This is a genomic window from Pedobacter sp. 05L430, assembly GCF_056397585.1.
The window spans coordinates 33,403-50,882 of sequence record NZ_JBFTNT010000004.1; the positions used below are offsets into that span (position 1 = coordinate 33,403).

The window sequence follows — 17,480 nt, forward strand, 5'->3', positions numbered from 1 at the left end:
AATCTCAATATTATGAGTACAGGAAATATGAATTTAACGCTTAAGATCTGGCGTCAAAAGAATAACAAAGCCAAAGGCAGTTTGGTAGATTACAAGATATCAGAAGTATCTCCTGATATGTCTTTCTTAGAAATGTTCGACGTACTGAACGAAGACCTGGTTGCTAAAGGTGAAGAACCGGTTGTTTTTGATCATGACTGCAGGGAAGGAATTTGTGGGGCATGTTCTATGTTCATCAACGGAAGACCGCACGGACCAAAAGAAGGTATCACTACCTGCCAGCTGCACATGCGCTCATTTAAAGATGGTGATACCATTGTTGTTGAGCCATGGCGTGCAAAGGCTTTTCCAGTGATAAAAGATTTGATGGTAGATCGTACTGCATTCGACAGAATCATTGCTTCTGGAGGCTTTATATCAGTAAATACGGGCAATGCTCAGGATGCGAACAATCTTCCTATTCCTAAAGTTCAGGCAGATTCAGCTTTTGAGGCTGCAGCTTGTATCGGTTGTGGTGCTTGTGTTGCTACTTGTAAAAATGCTTCCGCAATGCTATTTGTATCTGCAAAAATATCACAGTTGGCGCAATTGCCTCAGGGACAGCCAGAACGTTATCGCAGGGTTCAAAGTATGGTTGCTCAGATGGATGCTGAAGGTTTTGGTAACTGTACCAATACCGGTGCATGCGAAGCAGAGTGCCCTAAAGGAATATCATTAGAGAATATCGCACGTATGAATAGAGATTTTTATTCAGCAAAATTTGTATCTGAGGAATCTATTTAATAGATTTATCTAACGAGACAAGGGTATTACACACAAAACCCCGGCTATTTTAGCTGGGGTTTTGTGTTATTTGAGCGTTATTTAGAGAGCGTAAATGAAATCGGTATGTTGTATTTTACTCTTACTTTTTGACCTCCCTGAGTTCCAGGGGTCCACTTTGGACTTGCTTTCATAACCCTTACTGCTTCCTCATCCGTGCCTCCACCAAGTTTTCTGTCTATATGAATATTGGTTAAAGAGCCGTCTTTTTCAACGATCATAGAAATAAAAACTTTTCCCTGAATGTTTTTCTCCTGTGCTTCTTTTGGGTATTTAACTGTTTTCTTTAAGTAGTCGTAGAACTTCTCCATACCGCCTGGAAATGAAGGCTGAGTAGTTGTTGAGACAAAGTCATAAACTTTCTCTTTGGCTTCTTTCTTCTTTAAATCAGGTGCTTGTTTAGCTTTAGTAGTAATTTTTACGACTCCATATTGTGCATCTTTTCCGTATAATGTAGTTGCGGCTTCATCTTTTAATACTTCTATGGAGGCAATGTCATCCTGATTTAGATTTGCTAATTTAAAATCCTTCTGTTTTTCCCCATCGAGTACGTACAAAGGTTGTGTAGGACTATTAATAGTTGATAGCCTAGCGTCATTGATTTGTATTCCTGGTGTTTTTCCTTGCAAATCGGCAGTAGTTCTGTTTAGTGCAAAACTTATAGGAATGTTATATTTTACCCGTACTTTTTTGCCATCCTGAACTCCCGGAATCCATTTTGGACTTTCCTTTAATACCCTTACTGCTTCTTCATCAGTGCCGCTACCAAGTTTTCTATCTACCATGATATCTGTTAATGAACCATCTGTTTCAACAACAAAACTTAGAAACACTTTACCTTCTATTTTATTTTCAAAAGCTTCTTTTGGGTACCTAACGCTTTTCTTTAAGTATTCGTAAAATAGGTTCATTCCTCCAGGAAAACTAGGTTGTGTTTCTAGTGATACAAAATCATACACTGGCTCGCTTTGCACATTGATGTTTCCTTCGCCAGACCTAATAACGACTTCATTCAAGGTTTCGTTTTTATCAGTTGTTTTCGGTTTATAACCTCTTATAACGATTTCACTTAATTGGGTATAACCGCTAATAGGTGTAGGTTTTGTTTCATTGGAAGTAGTAGTAGTKTTTTCGTCACCCATCAATGTGAATGAAAAGGGAAGGCTGTACTTTCCGTCATTATTTGCTTTAAAGTCCGGATAGGTTAATATAGCTCTCATTACCTCTGCATCACATCCTCCACCTAAAGCTTTCGTAGCAACACTTACCCCCTCAATTACTCCATTTTTAACGGTAAACTTTATTTGACTCGCTCCCTGAATATTCGAATTGTAAGCATTTCCAGGATACCTTATTGATCTTTTTAAGTATTTATAAAATTCTGTCCACGATGAATCAATACCTGTAGTATTTGATGTAAGAGGAGCAACAATGGTTGTTTTGATAGCTTGTTTAACAATGTTTAAAGGTTCTTCGAAAGGAATTTCCTCAGCTATTTTTTTTATTTTCTCATTGTTTCTGATTGTTGCCGAAGACATAATCAGGGTAACTGCAAATAGAGGAACAAACATCCCGTATTTTAGCATTGCAGTTTTTCTGGATCTTGGTTTATGTAACATATAGATTCTTTTTTTAATCAATGATTTATTAAAAAAACTATTCGTTAGTGTATTTGCAGGAATTCCAAATGCACTGCTTAATAGTAATAATGCATATTGTTCTTTATCTCCCTGATAGCTTGCGGCTTCTTCGTCAGCCAGATATTCATGGATGTGTTTAACCGTTGTCTTATAAAAATAGATTACAGGATTAAACCACGTGATTATTCCCACCACTTCGAAAAAGAGTACGTCAAGYGTGTGCCATTGTCGGATGTGAATTTCCTCGTGTTTTTGAATGGTTTGAATTTGCGGTAGGTTTTGGTCAATAACTTTTTTCTTAAAAAAGGAGAATGCTGATCCGCTTTTTTTTCTTTTTAGTAAAATCTGTACAGAAATGAGCTGAAAGATAAATCTGCCAACAAAGAATAAAATACCGGCAAGGTAAATAAACACCAGCGTATTGCCTAGATTAAAGCTGTTGGCATCGTCTTTTACGACTGCCATTTGAGTGATAAAATCATTGATTTGAACAACCCCGGTATATACCGGTTGAGTAGCCGGCTGTGTTGTAAACCATTCAAATCTTAAAAAGGGTATTGCAAGAGATAATATTCCGGCAGCAACCAGATAAATTCTATTCAATAGAAAATAAGTTTCCTTGTCTAACAATAACTTATAAAAGCCATAAAATACAACTAGGTAAATATTGACTTGAAGGATGTAATGTGCCCAGGTCATCTTGGTCTGTTTTTAATTTTGTTAATCATTTTAAGAATTTCATCAACATCACTCAGATCAAGTTTCTCTTCTTTAACAAAGAAAGAGAACATGCTTTCCACTGAATTTTCAAAGTAGTTGCCCAACAGTTTTTCTGTAGCATGACGTTTGTATTCCTCCTTGCTAATTAAAGGGAAATACTTATGGGCTTTGCCAAAGGCTTCGTGATCAATAAATCCTTTTACCTCCAGAATGCGGATGATTGTAGAAACAGTATTGTAAGCCGGTTTAGGCTCTGGCAGGAAATCCATTACGTCTTTAACGAACCCTTTCTCTATCTGCCATAAAATTTGCATAATCTGTTCTTCTGCTTTTGTTAAATCTTTAATTTCCATGAATTATTAGTTTAGTGTTTAGTGTGATTTTAGCTATATGTATACTGCGCAATATTTGTATAACTAAAAACTTAGTATAAACTTAAAACTAATTATTTAGTTTTCAAAATATTTATTGAAGATTTATTTTTGAATCGTATCTTCCTCAGAATATTTACACCCTTTGTTATGATAATAAACAGATTGCTCTGGTTTACCTTACTCTTTTTTCTTAATTCGGCTGCGGTAAATGCACAGCAAGTGATTGTAAAAGATGCTACGATCAGTAAAATGGTTGATGACGTATCTGCAACTAATTTGGAAAATCTGGTAAGAAAGCTAGTGTCCTTTAATACCAGACATACGCTAAGTGATACTTCCAGTAAAAAAACAGGGATAGGAGCTGCAAGAACATGGATAAAATCAGAGTTTGAAAAATATGGCAAACTGGGAGGAGGCCGGTTACAAGTTTCTTATGATGCATTTACTCAGAAAGCAGATGGGAAGAGAATAATTACCCCTTCAGTGCTCAAAAATGTGGTTGCTGTGTTGCCTGGAACAGATCCGAGTGACAAGAGGATTTTATTGGTGTGCGGACATTATGATTCAAGAGTCACGGATGTAATGAATGTTAAAGATTTTGCTCCGGGTGCAAATGATGACGCTTCAGGTGTAGCTGGTGTATTGGAGATGGCCAGGGTAATGAGTAAAGGTCATTTTCGCAGCACAATAATGTTTGTAGCAATGGTTGGCGAGGAACAGGGGCTTTACGGGGCTGCAAACCTCGCAAAGCGAGCAAAGGAAGAAGGCTGGAATGTTCACCTGGTAATGAATAATGATATGATAGGTAATTCTTATGGAATGGAAACTGACATTAAAAATAACACAATGGTGAGGGTGTTTAGTGAAGGTGTTCCTGCTGCAGAAACCAAAGAAGAGGCAACTATGCGCCAATCTATAGGAGCAGAAAATGATGGTATGGCAAGACAGGCCTCGAGATATATTAAAGAGGTTGGAGAGCGGTATGTAGATAATCTGACTGTGAAATTGGTTTACAGAAGGGACAGGTTTTTAAGAGGGGGAGATCATACACCCTTTTCTTTGCAAGGATTTACTGCTGTAAGAATAACTGAAATGAATGAAGATTTTAATAGGCAGCATCAGGATATTAGGACTGAAGGTGGATTTAAATATGGTGATTTACCGGAATATGTTGACTATGGCTATCTGCAGAAAATAGCCAGAATGAATTTGGCAGTACTTTCAAATCTTGCTTCATCAGCCGGGGAGCCTGAAGACGTAATCATGCTGACATCAGCACTTACCAATAAAACAACGCTCAAATGGAATGCTCCTAAAGGAAAACTTCCGTCAGGCTATTATGTGTTGGTGCGCGAAACTACCTCGCCAGTTTGGGAAAAGAAGATTTTTGTAAATGATACCTCTGCAACTATTGCTTATTCAAAGGATAACTATTTTTTTGGAGTACAGTCTACAGATGCCGATGGACATGAAAGTCTGATTATTACACCCAGACCGGGCAGATAAAGAAAATGGCGGACCTAAACCGCCATCTCTTACTATTAACTAAAACTAAACTTATTTTTTGTGGTGTACTAAACAAGGTTTAGTACACCTATATATAGTACCGTTCTCTTATTTAGAGAAAGGGTTGCTTACTTTTACCATTTCAGTTTTGTTGGCTGATGAAGATTTCAAAGCAACGTCTTCATTATGGCTATTTGATATACTTGTGGCAAATGTTAAAATCATCATGATGAAAACAGGAACCAGTAAAAGTAAAAATGGCGATACGTTTGCTAACTTTTTCATAATCGTTTTGTTTTGATGAAACAAATAGAATAAATAAAAAAATGCTGCTAAAATCTTTTAGACGAAGTACATATTATCCTAGATAAACGGTTAAAATGAATAGTTTTGTGATTAGTTGTATTATTTTGCGAGTTGGTAGAAAAAAAATGCCAGTTCGTCGAAAGCGAACTGCTTAAGCACGCTAATTAATTTATTTTGGACCTATGAAATTTTGTTTAGTCATCGTTTAATGAAAAGTAGAAACTCCATTATTATACATCTTCTCTTTTGGCTCTTTATTGTTCTGTTTGTGACTGTATTGGTTATTTACAGCAAAGAACCGGTGTCTTTATATAAGCTGGCCATAAACTTTGGCTTTTCGGGATTGATCAATATTTCTATCTTTTATATTAACTATACACTGTTAATTCCCTTATTGGTAAAAGAGAACAAGAGGTATGGCCTTTACATCATATCCATCATTTTACTAATGTTGATGATGAGTTTCATCAAAACGGTTATAGCTACTTTGCATGCCGAGACTATTTTGCAGCACCTTAACAGTAATGGCGTTGCCGAGTATACACCTATTTCTACCTATGCAATTAGTGCATTGTTTATTTCGGGCTTTTTTATAGTTGTTAGTTCGCTGCTTAAATTAGCAATAGACTGGTTTGGTAATGAACATACGCAGCGTAATTTGGAAAGTGAAAAGAAGGAAATGGAATTGCAATTTTTAAAGTCACAATTGAACCCTCACTTTCTGTTCAATTCTTTGAATAACATTTATTCCCTGGCTTATCAGAAATCTGATAAAACTGCTGATGCAATACTAAAGCTTTCAGAAATTATGCGCTATATGATCTATGAAAGTAATGACAGCTGGGTTTCTTTAAGTAAAGAAATTGAATATGTGCAAAGTTTTATAGAACTGCAGAAATTGAGATTTAAAGATGGTGCAGCTGTTGAATTTACAATGAATGGAGAAATTGATAATCAACAGATCGTGCCTTTAATATTAATATCATTTGTTGAGAATGCTTTTAAGCATGGGGTAGCTAATGATCCTAAAAATCCGATTAAGATCAATATTATTGCCAATCAAAAGATATTGCATTTTAGTATAACCAATAAAAAGAATAAATATAATAAGGATGAGATGGGTGGCGTAGGCCTAAACAATGTTGAACGGAGATTGCAATTACTTTATCCGGATAGGTATAAATTAAATATTGTAAATTCGGCTACCCATTACACCAGTGAGTTAATGCTTGATATATGACAAAGTTAAAATGTATTGCGGTTGATGATGAGCCGTTAGCACTTGATATTATTGAGGACTATGTTTCTAAAGTTCCGTTTCTTGAATTAGTTAAGCGGACTKAAAATGCTATAGAGGCTTTGCAGCTTGTTCAGGCTGGGGGCATTGATTTGGTGTTTCTAGATATCCAGATGCCAGAGTTAACAGGTATACAGTTCCTTAAAATAGCGAATGGAAAGGCTAATTACATTTTAACAACAGCTTATTCTCAGTATGCGCTTGAAAGCTATGATCTAAATGTGTCTGATTATTTGTTAAAGCCGATTGCATTTGATCGTTTTTATAAAGCTGTGGAAAAGGTGCATAATCAAATGAAGATTGCAGAACCAGCTGCTGTGCCTCAATCCTTTGTAGCGACAGCTCCTTCGCCAGTGGCGTCGAATCCAATACAGGACTTTATTTTTGTTAAAACAGAGCATAAAATCCAGAAGATTCAACTTGATGATATTCTTTATATAGAAGGTTTAAAAGATTACATATCTATTTATACAAAGGCAGAGCGTATTATTACACTGCAGAATATGAAAAAAATGGATGAGACTTTGCCAAAGGGCCAGTTTGTAAGGGTTCACAAATCTTATATCATTTCGCTTGATAAAATAGAGAGTATAGAAAGAAGTCGTATTTCTATTTTTGGGAAGATTATTCCCATTGGAGATACCTATCGTGATGAGTTTTTTAAACACATAGATAACAAGAATATATAAATGGAATGGCGGCTTATAACACAGCTATTTGATTTAGTTTTGTTCTTATTGCATTCTCAGCTTCAAGAGTAACYACTTCGGGGTTTCTGCCTTCGGGTTCTATTGGATTTAAAACTGTCCATCGTAAACGTTCGCCGAAGCTTAAAGGAAAACTGCCGTAGCGAACCAGCTTCCATGAGTTTTCTATTGCCACAGGAACTATCAATGCATTTGGTACAACTTTTAACAGGGTTGCAATACCACCTACCTGAAAACTTTTTAGCTTGCCGTCTTTTGCGCGTGTACCCTCAGGGAAGATCATAGTAGACCATGTGTTTTCCTTCATCCTTCTGCCCAGTTTTATAATTTCAGAAATAGCTTGCTTACTGTCTTTGCGATCTATGTTTGCACCGCCTCCATATTTCAGGTTAAACGAAATAGAGGGGATGCCTTTTGTTAATTCAATTTTAGAAATGAATTTAACATGGTACTTTCTGAGGAACCATATTAAGCCCGGAATATCATACATACTTTGATGGTTGGCAACAAAGATGATAGGCCTGTTGAGCGGCAGATTCTGGTCGTTTTTAAATGTTATTGAAGAGCCTAAGAAAATGTCACAATAAGTGAGAAAGAAATTAAGTGCATCTACCGAAGTTTTATGGGCTTTATATCCAAACAAACGATAAGAGACCCATTGAATGGGTTGGAATATAACCAGTGTTAAAAAGAAAAACAGATAAAAGATGGGGCTAAAAATATAGCCAAAAAACTTATTCATAGTTTATACGGTAAAGCTGAACAAAATTACTGTATTTTGGTTATAAATGACCTTCCTGTAATAGAATTTTAGTTTTCAAGATAGCTGCCACGCTCATGCTATCGGTAATTTCTCCATTTATAACCATTTGGTAGGCATCATTAAAAGGCAGCTTTTTAACTACAAGCTGCTCTGTCTCCTCAGGTGAGGAAACACCAGGAGTTAGGCCTTTAGCGACATAAATAATTGCGAGTTCATCGCTTACCGAGTTAGACAGGTGCATCCGTTGAATTTCGATCCATTCTGTCGCCATCAGGCCGGTCTCTTCAATAAGTTCACGTTTGGCGCCATCCAGCGGATTTGCCAAAAGAGCTCCCCCACCTTCAGGTATCTCCCAGCTGTAGGCTTTTATCGGGTATCTGTATTGTCCAACAAGCCATGTGTTTAAATCTTCATCAAGTGGCAAAATTCCTATGGCGATATTTTTGAAATGTACTTCGCCATAAATGCCTTTGCCACCTGAAGGATTGATAACCTGATGCTCAGTTAAACTGATCCAATTGTTCTCATATATTTTATTGCTCTCGATGGTCTTCCAAGGGTTTGTACTTTCCATGTTCGCAATATACAAATTAACTAAAATGATTCTTCGTCAGGTCTGGAATCCTGTTGGTCTTGTTTTTTAGTTTTTTTGAACTTAAAATCGTTGTTGCCAAAGCGATAAGAGTAAGTTAAATTGGCCATGGTTCCCTGCATAAATCTTCTAAAATCGATTGTTGAGGTGACTCCATTGGTGGTCATACTCCATCTTCGTGTACTAAACACGTCCCTTATATTTAGGCTAAGTGAAGACTTTTTGTCTTTGAAATCATACTTAGCACCTGCATCTACGCCGTACATTGCATTTCTTTTACCCTGGGCCATTACTTCTGGTGCACGATAATCCCCCCTAATCTGAAGAGATACATTGTAAGGTAAAACGAAGTTATTGGTTAAGTTGGCATTCCAGCTAAAACCAGAGTTTTCCACAATTCCGAAAGCAGGTACTCCATTAATTTTGCTTTGATATAAGTTTACGTTAGTTGTAAAGTTCCAGGCTTTAGCAACATCAACCCGTCCGATTAATTCAAGTCCGCTTGATAGTTGTTTTGTTAAGTTTTGCGGAGTTACAATTGTGATTCCATTTTCATCAGGTTCTGTTCTTACCCTCTGTATAACATCATTGGTTTGGCGTATATATGCACTGGAAGTGAATGTTACTTTAGGCCAGAACTTACTATAGCTTAGTTCAAAAGCATGTACATCCTCCGGTTTCAGATTGGGGTTACCCTGACGGTAATTAAGCGGGTCAGATACGTCAAGAAATGGGTTGGTATCCCATCCTCTTGGCCTGTTAACTCTTCTGCTATAACTAAGCTGTACTTGTTGCTCACCTTTAAATTTTTGGGTTAAATATACGCTTGGATACAATCTTGTATAGGCTACTTTTCCAGGAATATATTCTAACTGATTCAACTTATACATCCCTAAACGAGTATCTAATGTGGCATCTTCTGCTCTTACACCCACCTGATAACCAAAATTCTTAACCTGATTTTGATAATTAAAGTAAAGGGCATGAACCTGGTCCTTACTATTAAACTCATTGGTTAGGGCGAAATTTACTTCGTATTCTCCGGTAAGGTTGTTTAACTGATCAGAAAATGCTGTGTTTTCTGCTAAACGAATTTGACTTCTGTAACCTGCTTCAATTTTCCCAGCTTTACCAATTGGTAAGGTATAATCCGTTTGAACATTGTAACTTCTGTTAAAGCCCGTTCCATCATTTCGCTGGATGTTCGGCAGTGAGCTGGCTGCATCCCCATCAATATTATAGATGTTTGTGCTGTAGATCTGATCGTTGTCGTTTGTGCCTTCAGAGAAACTTAGATTAAAGGTTAGTTCTTCTCTTGGTTTTTTAAATTTCTGGTTAAAGTCCAAGTTAAGATCATAACTACTCCCAAATCCTTTGTTTGTATTGTTTCTATTGCTCAATTCCAGAGGATTTTTACCACCATCAAGCTTATCGATATTCAGAAATTCGTTCCTGTCGTTATCTCGTGAATTGAAGCCTCCCGAAAAACTGATTACACTTTTGTCTGTAATACTATAGTCGATACCGGCTTTTATGTTGTGGCCTTTATCCTGTGATTTTGAATCGGTGTTTTGATTGGCAAAAATTGTAGGGAAGGGGCTGTCCAGATAGGTGATATTGCTATATCCGCCACCAATACGGTTGCCATAACGATAACCATAATTTCCGTAAAGGTTTATCTTTTTGTTTTGAAAACTCAAGTTTGTGCTTGCGTTATAATTATCTCGGTTGCCTGCACTGAATGCTGCGGAGCCATTGAAACCTAATTTCTTATTCTTTTTTAATACGATATTGATAATTCCTGATTGGCCCTCTGCATCATATTTTGCGGATGGATTGGTAATGAGCTCAACGCTTTCAATGGAGCTTGCAGGTATAGATTGCAGTATTTGAGCCACGTTTCCACCGGCTATAAGTGATGGTTTGCCATCTATCAGAACCTTTACTCCGGTTGAACCTCTAAGGCTTACATTACCATCAATATCAGATTGAACAGAGGGTACGTTTTGAAGTAAATCTGAAGCAGATCCTCCCTCGCTAACTAAACTTTGATCAACAGCGAAAACTTTTTTATCTATTCCAAGTTGAATGGCGCTTTTTTGAGCAGTGATAGCCACCTCATTTAGTACAGTTCCTTTGGCTGGCTTCATTTTGATTGTGCCGAGATTAATTACTTTCTGAGCATCGGAAATAGAAATGGAATCTCTAACCATTGTTTGGTAACCAACATAACTTATTTTGAAGGTAAATACGCCTTTAGGTAGACTACTGATAAGTAAATTACCATTTACATCAGTTTGTGCACCTTTAATAATTGCTTTTGTTTTTCTGTTAAGGATAGTGGCTGTAGCAAATGGTACAGTTTCATTACTTTGCGCATCAACAACTTTGGCTGTAATTTGACCCTCTCCAGTGGTTTGGGCATTAAGTTTTACAGTTGTAATACAAAAGGCAATAGCTAAAAACAGAACTTTGCACGTAGAATTCTTCATTCGGATCTTTCTTTTTTATTAGGTTTCTTTAAGGAGGGACAAAGAAACGGAGGGAAAGTTTAATAATACAGGAGTAACTATTTTATTACAGCAAATATGATCAACTACACTAATATTTTTTCTAACGACGGGATGACCTATCAGCAGTATAGAATTCTGATTGATGAGCTTTTATTACAACATAAAACCACAGGTCCTGATGATTCTGATGCAATGTTGCATTACACTAAAATGAATGTGCAACGAATGAGCAGGGTTGATAAAACGGTGAAATTAAATGAGGAATTCCTGAATGTGCTTAACAACGTAAAAAATAAATATCGGTTTCTGGTAATTTCCGAAGGATGGTGTGGGGATGCAGCGCAGATTGTGCCTGTTTTTGATAAAATAGCAACGAGCTTTCCTGATAGATTTGAACTCAGGTTTGTTTTGAGGGATAAAAATTTGCCATTGATTGATGCGCATCTAACCAAAGGTGGCAGGGCCATTCCAGTATTATTAATTCTAGATGAAAAAGGGGATGTCGTTAAGAAATGGGGCCCAAGACCTGACATTCTGCAGGAGTTACTGGCCGGTTGGAAAAGAGACAGCAGTGATATGATGGAAATTGCCGAAAAACTTCATGGCTGGTACGCAAAGGATAAAACCCAAACTACACAACAAGAATTAACGAAAATATTTAAGGATTTAACCTAATCTACAGATACTGTTAACCCTTCCTGCTGAAGAATTTTACGGTAAACTTCCATTTCAGTAAAAGAACCTTCCAAAACAGCGCATTTACCTTTGTTATGGACTTCCCATGCAATTTTTTCTGCCTGGGTTTCAGAATAGTCCAGATATTTCATCATGCAATGAATTACATGATCAAAAGTATTTACATCATCGTTCCATAATATTAAGCGGTGAACTGTTTTTAATGAGGTAAGGATCTCTTCTAATGAGCGTACCGGAATAAAAGAACGTCGTTTTGCGGATAGACTTGAAGAAACAACTACAACGATGGGTGTTGAGGCTGCCAAAATTGCTATCGAACGTGCTGGCATTACTGCACAGGATGTTGACTTCATCATTTTTGCCACACTTAGTCCTGATTATTATTTTCCCGGTTGCGGGGTTCTGCTGCAGCGCGAAATGAAAATGAAAGAAATAGGTGCCCTTGATATCCGAAATCAATGTTCAGGATTTGTTTATGCACTATCTGTAGCAGATCAGTTTATAAAAACAGGCATGTATAAGAACATACTTGTTGTGGGTAGTGAGAAACATTCGTTTGCGATGGATTTTGAAACAAGGAGCAGAAATGTTTCTGTTATATTTGGGGACGGGGCAGGGGCAGTTGTTTTACAACCTACCCAGAAAGAGAACCAGGGTATATTAAGCACACATTTACATAGCGATGGTGCTGATGCAGAGATTTTGGCAATGTATTATCCTGGCGCTTCGGCAAATAAATGGCTTAAGGATAAGCCCGGATATCCTGATCAGGAACTTGGGGGGTTATTCATGACCGCAGAACAGTTGGAAAGTGGTGCCGCATTGCCTTATATGGATGGGCCTGCTGTATTTAAAAAAGCAGTGGTAAAATTCCCGGAAGTAATAAAAGAAGCTTTAAACGCCAACAATCTTACAGAGAAAGATATTGATATGTTGGTTCCTCACCAAGCTAACCTAAGAATAAGCCAATATGTACAGCAATTACTGGGCTTAAGTGACGACAAGGTATTTAATAATATTCAGAAATACGGAAATACCACAGCAGCCTCAGTTCCCATTGCACTCTGTGAGGCATGGGAAGAGGGTAAGATTAAAGATGGAGATCTTGTTTGTCTTGCGGCTTTTGGTTCTGGTTTTACCTGGGCAAGTGCTTTAATCAGGTGGTAAGCTTAATAGGCGCTAGCTTCCCTTTGCTGATCTTGTCATTTGTTCAAAGGCATCCCACATCTCATTCGGAATGGCTTCGAGACCATTAAACTGACCAGCCCCTTGTAACCACTCGCCGCCATCAATGGTAATTACTTCTCCGTTAATGTAGCCTGCGAAGTCACTGATTAGAAATGCCGCTAAATTAGCGAGTTCCTGATGTTCGCCTACGCGTTTCAAAGGAACCCTGTTCTTGAAATCGAACTTCTCTGCCAGATCGCCGGGCAATAACCGTTCCCATGCACCTTTAGTAGGAAAGGGGCCAGGGGCAATGGCATTTGTTCGGATACCATACTTGCCCCATTCAACAGCTAAAGAGCGTGTCATGGCCAGCACACCGCCTTTAGCGCACGCAGAAGGCACTACGTATGCAGAGCCTGTAAAAGCATAGGTGGTAACAATGTTTAAAACACTTGCGGTTTGTTTTTCTTTTATCCAATGTTTGCCAAAAGCAAGGGTACAGTTTACAGAGCCCTTTAAAACAATATCTATTATCGAAGAAAAAGCATTAGCTGACAAGCGTTCAGTTGGTGAAATGAAATTACCAGCGGCATTGTTAAGCAGTGCATCAACTTTCCCAAAGGTTTTTAATGTCTCGACCAACACATGCTCAACCTGTTCATATTCCCTGACGTCGCAAGCTAGCGCGAGGACTTTTCCGCCAGTTTCTTTCTCCATTTCTAAAGCTGTTTGCTGAAGCACATCAAGCTTACGGCTTGTGATCACCAGGTTTGCTCCTAATTTCAGAAAATAGGTTCCCATGGCTTTCCCTAAACCGGTACCACCACCCGTAACTACAATTGTTTTTCCTTTTAAGGCATCATCTCTTAACATTGGCTGATTGAACATGGCTTATTTCTTTTGCAGGTTATCTATAATTGTTTTTAAAATGCTACGGGTTGCGGGGGCCCACCACTGTTTTAGCATTACTTGCAATGCTTCACTTTGATCTGCACTGGTTGCTGTAATTAAATCTTTTCTGATGTTGAGCTTACTCTGTTCCCAGGTATTACGCTCCATAGCCATGTATTTTCTGATCTTTCTCTCGGCAGCTGTGAGGATACTGGCTGGATTTACAATCTCGTCGGCCAGACCAACCTGCAATGCCTCTCCAGGGGTAAATAGTTTCCCTTCTAAAAGACTTCTGGTAGCATTAGCCTGTCCAATCCAGAATGAGTACAGCTTAAAAATGCTGTTAGGTACAATTATGCCTACCGGAACTTCATTTAGCCCGATAATGTATTTGCCTTCGGCCATTATTCTATAATCGCAAGCCAGGGCTATAACGCATCCGCCGGCAGGGCTGTGCCCGTTTATGGCAGCAATTAGTGGTTTTTTAAATGCAGTTATAGTTGCTGTAAAATTCAGAAACAGATGCCAGAATGATTCAGCTTCTTCTTCTGAATAGTTGTATAATTCTATAAGGTCTAACCCGGCAGAGAAAAAATGTTCTTTGCCGGTGATAATTACACCAGCAATATTGGGATCACCCGCTATGTTTATGAGTATGTCATTTAATTCAGTAATCATTTCACGGTTAAGTGCGTTAGATTTACCTCTATCGAGCGTGATAATGCTTAAGTGATCTTTTATGGTGACTCTAATTGTATTCATTTATATTTATTTTACTTCATAGGTGTAAACTGTACGTGCTAAATTTCCAAGCATATCCATGCCCTCTATAACGATTCTGTAGGTTCCGGGTTCATCTGAATTGAAATAGTTGAAGGCTGCTTTTCCACTTTCATTTGTGACAATATTAGGATTCCAGTAAATGGTGGTCCTGTAATCTGGTCTGTTATCAGGAGCATCGTATTTTGGTGAATAGAATTCTCTTGGTGTATAATATCCTTTGGGCGAGAAAGGAATGATGCCTGGTGTAAACGTAGATGCGCTGGAATAGCCGCCTCCGCGTTTAGTGGTAATGACTAATACACCGCCACCTCCACGACTACCATAAATTGCAGTGTTGCCAGCAGATTTTAATACTTCAATCGTCTCAATATCCATTGGGTTAATATTATCCAGAAAATCGCCTTCCATTTGCATACCATCTAAAACTATTGACATTGGTGTGCCGTTGTTTCTCATTAAATATGGAGTTCCATTTCTAATAATCAAGCCAGCAACACGACCCTGTAAACACTGCGACAATGTAGTGCAGTATTGAAGCTGGTCTGTCGTTATAATAGCATCGGCGTTACCGGCACCATTTAGATTTGAGGAATTTTTAGCTGGATTTTTTTTCTCTACAATATTCACCTCTTTTAACAAAATTGTACGTTCCAGTATTCCGCGTTTAGTTAGATCGTCAAAATAGTTTTCACTTTGTTTCAGATATCCTGATAAGGCCTCATTAACATTCACCTCTATGTCGCCGGTATTTTTATTTTTAGTAACTATCTGTCCTGATACAACATCAAGAACTATATCTACACTCTTTTTGTTTTTTGCGGTTCTTGCCTGTACAATGAATTTAGTACTGTCATTAAAGATCAGGTTGTCGAAATTGAAACGTCCTTGTGCATCAGATAATGTATCAATTGCGAACAATCCTCCAGAGGAGGAGAAAAGTGATACCTTGGAGTTTGGTAAAGGTTTGCCGCCATAACTTGTAACTACTCCGCTGATTTTTAATGATTTTTCTGGTTCATAGCGAATATTTGGACCTGCATTATTAATTATATTTTTCCATAATATTCTTCTCCATCCCTGGGTTATCATTAGGTTATCTAAATCCTGTTGTGTTTTTTGATCATCATGTAAAAAGTAGTAGTTAGGTTTTTCTATGTAACCAATAAGATCTGAAGTAAGCAGCAGGGTCGTAAAAATGTTGCTTTCATTTTCTTCGTCAGGCTTTACTGATGTAGTATTGGTAACAGCTATAGAAAAACTTGCCTGCGCAGGCTTTTCCGCAAAATCTGCCTGAAGATTTACGTTAACTTTTTCCTTCCYTGCGTAGCTTTCTTTAGCGGTTGAAACCTTTGTTGTTATCTTGTCCTTAACATTATTTACAAAAACAAGGCGCTCTGCAACGGGAGTGTTCCGAGCAGAGAATAAGGTGAGCTGAATTATGCCTGATGGTAAATCTTTTTTAGGAATTGAGGTGGTTATAATTTGTTTTTGAGAAGCGGCTTTGGATATGAAATAAACATTTCCATTGTTTTGTGCAACTAGTTTTAACTCACCATTTCCTATTAGATCGGGACTCAATAAAACTTTAGCAACAACATTTTCCGTATTGCTGTTTACCGTAATGATATAACCACTTGGTAATACTCGGGGTAGATTTATAGTGCTTTCAGACCCGTCTTTATATTTTACTTTAGCAGCATAAGTTTTTCCAGGCTGTGGATTGAGTATAAAACTACCTATTCCTAAGTGTTGTGTGCTAAATTGAGTAACTTCCTGACCATCGTTATCTATTATTGATCCTTTTACATCTTCGCCCAATCCAGAAGCATTTACGGCTTTGATTCCAATTTTATTAGGTAGGCTTTCTACTAGGTTTCCGCTTTCGGGGAAGAACTGGACATCTATTGCATTTGATGTTGCTTTAACGGGAATTTCTTTGATCATCTTTTTCTTATCTGGAAGAGTCAGCGTAGCTATAATTTTTCCGGATTTGTACAAAGATGGCTGAGTATTTAAAAAACTGATGTTTACCTCTCCCTGATCATTGGTTACTGCTTTTCMTTTTGCCAGGCTTCTGAAGTTTAACTGAACCTCGTATGAGACATCACTTTGTGCATATGGAACACCTTTTTTATCTGTAAACCTGATGTTGGCATCTACTTTTTCTGCGGTATTTTGCTTGCTAAAAGCATAGCTGGTGTTTGTGTAAACATTATTAGCCCATGAATTGCCAATTTTTATGGTTTTATCGAAAAAGAATTCTGTTCCCGCATTCTTCATCCATTGGGTATATGCCCTTATTCGATAGTTCCCTTCCGTAAAAGAATCAGGAAGTTTAAAGTCGCCCCAGGTAAATCCCGAAATCACAGGCAACTTAATCTGCTTTTTAACGGAATCTTTTTCGCTGATCAATTCAACATATAGTGCATTGCTGATTGTTGATGGTTTTCCTGTTTGAGCATTTACAACGTAAGCCTTAAACCAAATGTCATCGCCGATGGCATAAAAGGGTTTATCAAGATGCAAGTGCACTTTTTCCTGAGGATACTTTTCAATATATGCCTCCAGTTTCTTTATCAATGCACTAAACGGATCGTCATCCGCTTTGTAAGCAAAAGTTATAAGTATCCCAAAGCATAGTAACAAAGGCAGAATTAGCTTACGTTTCATAAATAAGAACCTTAACAAATAAAGCCTCAATAT

General features: G+C 37.8%; 16 protein-coding genes. 6 read left to right on the forward strand and 10 right to left on the reverse strand.

Annotation, left to right across the window (positions count from 1 at the left end):
- Window positions 1-12 precede the first annotated feature (12 nt).
- Window positions 13-783, forward strand: coding sequence for a succinate dehydrogenase/fumarate reductase iron-sulfur subunit (locus tag AC1DG9_RS01995; RefSeq protein ID WP_172661807.1), 771 nt, complete (start codon window positions 13-15; stop codon window positions 781-783).
- A gap of 77 nt (window positions 784-860) precedes the next feature.
- Here AC1DG9_RS01995 and AC1DG9_RS02000 read toward each other — a convergent pair whose 3' ends face one another.
- Both AC1DG9_RS02000 and AC1DG9_RS02005 read right to left on the reverse strand, forming a co-directional pair.
- Window positions 861-3,161, reverse strand: a complete 2,301-nt coding sequence (locus tag AC1DG9_RS02000) for a TonB family protein (RefSeq protein ID WP_477634253.1) — start codon at window positions 3,159-3,161, stop codon at window positions 861-863.
- Window positions 3,158-3,535: a BlaI/MecI/CopY family transcriptional regulator gene (locus AC1DG9_RS02005; RefSeq protein ID WP_048907820.1), complete on the reverse strand. Its 378-nt coding sequence runs from the start codon at window positions 3,533-3,535 to the stop codon at window positions 3,158-3,160. The genes AC1DG9_RS02000 and AC1DG9_RS02005 overlap by 4 nt, the downstream gene beginning before the upstream one ends.
- A gap of 168 nt (window positions 3,536-3,703) precedes the next feature.
- Here AC1DG9_RS02005 and AC1DG9_RS02010 point away from each other — a divergent pair, with 168 nt between their 5' ends.
- Window positions 3,704-5,062: a M20/M25/M40 family metallo-hydrolase gene (locus AC1DG9_RS02010; RefSeq protein WP_288883767.1), complete on the forward strand. Its 1,359-nt coding sequence runs from the start codon at window positions 3,704-3,706 to the stop codon at window positions 5,060-5,062.
- A gap of 108 nt (window positions 5,063-5,170) precedes the next feature.
- Here the strand turns inward: AC1DG9_RS02010 and AC1DG9_RS02015 are convergent, their stop codons facing one another.
- A complete protein-coding gene (locus tag AC1DG9_RS02015) occupies window positions 5,171-5,347 on the reverse strand; it encodes a hypothetical protein (RefSeq protein ID WP_161662359.1) in 177 nt (58 codons plus the stop codon).
- Between the two features lie 229 nt (window positions 5,348-5,576).
- Here AC1DG9_RS02015 and AC1DG9_RS02020 point away from each other — a divergent pair, with 229 nt between their 5' ends.
- Both AC1DG9_RS02020 and AC1DG9_RS02025 read left to right on the forward strand, forming a co-directional pair.
- The gene (locus tag AC1DG9_RS02020; RefSeq protein ID WP_172661804.1) at window positions 5,577-6,608 is read left to right on the forward strand and encodes a sensor histidine kinase; all 1,032 of its coding nucleotides are present in this window, start codon (window positions 5,577-5,579) and stop codon (window positions 6,606-6,608) included.
- Window positions 6,605-7,354 (forward strand): LytR/AlgR family response regulator transcription factor, encoded by a 750-nt coding sequence (locus AC1DG9_RS02025; protein ID WP_477634254.1) that lies wholly within the window; start codon window positions 6,605-6,607, stop codon window positions 7,352-7,354. The genes AC1DG9_RS02020 and AC1DG9_RS02025 overlap by 4 nt, the downstream gene beginning before the upstream one ends.
- Before the next feature lie 13 nt (window positions 7,355-7,367).
- Here AC1DG9_RS02025 and AC1DG9_RS02030 read toward each other — a convergent pair whose 3' ends face one another.
- From AC1DG9_RS02030 to AC1DG9_RS02040, 3 genes are read right to left on the reverse strand one after another with little or no spacing between them, the layout of a single operon-like run.
- The gene (locus tag AC1DG9_RS02030) at window positions 7,368-8,114 is read right to left on the reverse strand and encodes a lysophospholipid acyltransferase family protein (protein WP_288883768.1); all 747 of its coding nucleotides are present in this window, start codon (window positions 8,112-8,114) and stop codon (window positions 7,368-7,370) included.
- Between the two features lie 40 nt (window positions 8,115-8,154).
- Window positions 8,155-8,709, reverse strand: coding sequence for an NUDIX domain-containing protein (locus AC1DG9_RS02035; RefSeq protein WP_172661801.1), 555 nt, complete (start codon window positions 8,707-8,709; stop codon window positions 8,155-8,157).
- Between the two features lie 20 nt (window positions 8,710-8,729).
- The gene (locus AC1DG9_RS02040) at window positions 8,730-11,219 is read right to left on the reverse strand and encodes a TonB-dependent receptor (RefSeq protein ID WP_288883769.1); all 2,490 of its coding nucleotides are present in this window, start codon (window positions 11,217-11,219) and stop codon (window positions 8,730-8,732) included.
- A gap of 96 nt (window positions 11,220-11,315) precedes the next feature.
- Here AC1DG9_RS02040 and AC1DG9_RS02045 point away from each other — a divergent pair, with 96 nt between their 5' ends.
- Window positions 11,316-11,915 carry a thioredoxin family protein gene (locus tag AC1DG9_RS02045; RefSeq protein WP_288883770.1) on the forward strand — a complete coding sequence of 200 codons (600 nt, stop codon included), beginning with the start codon at window positions 11,316-11,318 and terminating at the stop codon, window positions 11,913-11,915.
- Here AC1DG9_RS02045 and AC1DG9_RS02050 read toward each other — a convergent pair.
- Window positions 11,912-12,175: an ATP-dependent Clp protease adaptor ClpS gene (locus AC1DG9_RS02050; RefSeq protein WP_477634276.1), complete on the reverse strand. Its 264-nt coding sequence runs from the start codon at window positions 12,173-12,175 to the stop codon at window positions 11,912-11,914. The two genes, AC1DG9_RS02045 and AC1DG9_RS02050, sit on opposite strands and share 4 nt — an antisense overlap.
- A gap of 46 nt (window positions 12,176-12,221) precedes the next feature.
- Here AC1DG9_RS02050 and AC1DG9_RS02055 point away from each other — a divergent pair, with 46 nt between their 5' ends.
- A complete protein-coding gene (locus tag AC1DG9_RS02055) occupies window positions 12,222-13,103 on the forward strand; it encodes a 3-oxoacyl-ACP synthase III family protein (RefSeq protein ID WP_477634255.1) in 882 nt (293 codons plus the stop codon).
- Between the two features lie 12 nt (window positions 13,104-13,115).
- Here AC1DG9_RS02055 and AC1DG9_RS02060 read toward each other — a convergent pair whose 3' ends face one another.
- From AC1DG9_RS02060 to AC1DG9_RS02070, 3 genes are read right to left on the reverse strand one after another with little or no spacing between them, the layout of a single operon-like run.
- Window positions 13,116-13,991 carry an SDR family oxidoreductase gene (locus tag AC1DG9_RS02060; protein ID WP_288883771.1) on the reverse strand — a complete coding sequence of 292 codons (876 nt, stop codon included), beginning with the start codon at window positions 13,989-13,991 and terminating at the stop codon, window positions 13,116-13,118.
- A gap of 3 nt (window positions 13,992-13,994) precedes the next feature.
- On the reverse strand, window positions 13,995-14,756 hold the full coding sequence (locus AC1DG9_RS02065; protein ID WP_337717301.1) for an enoyl-CoA hydratase/isomerase family protein: 762 nt from the start codon (window positions 14,754-14,756) through the stop codon (window positions 13,995-13,997).
- A gap of 6 nt (window positions 14,757-14,762) precedes the next feature.
- Window positions 14,763-17,447, reverse strand: a complete 2,685-nt coding sequence (locus AC1DG9_RS02070; RefSeq protein ID WP_477634256.1) for a carboxypeptidase-like regulatory domain-containing protein — start codon at window positions 17,445-17,447, stop codon at window positions 14,763-14,765.
- Between the last annotated feature and the right edge of the window lie 33 nt (window positions 17,448-17,480).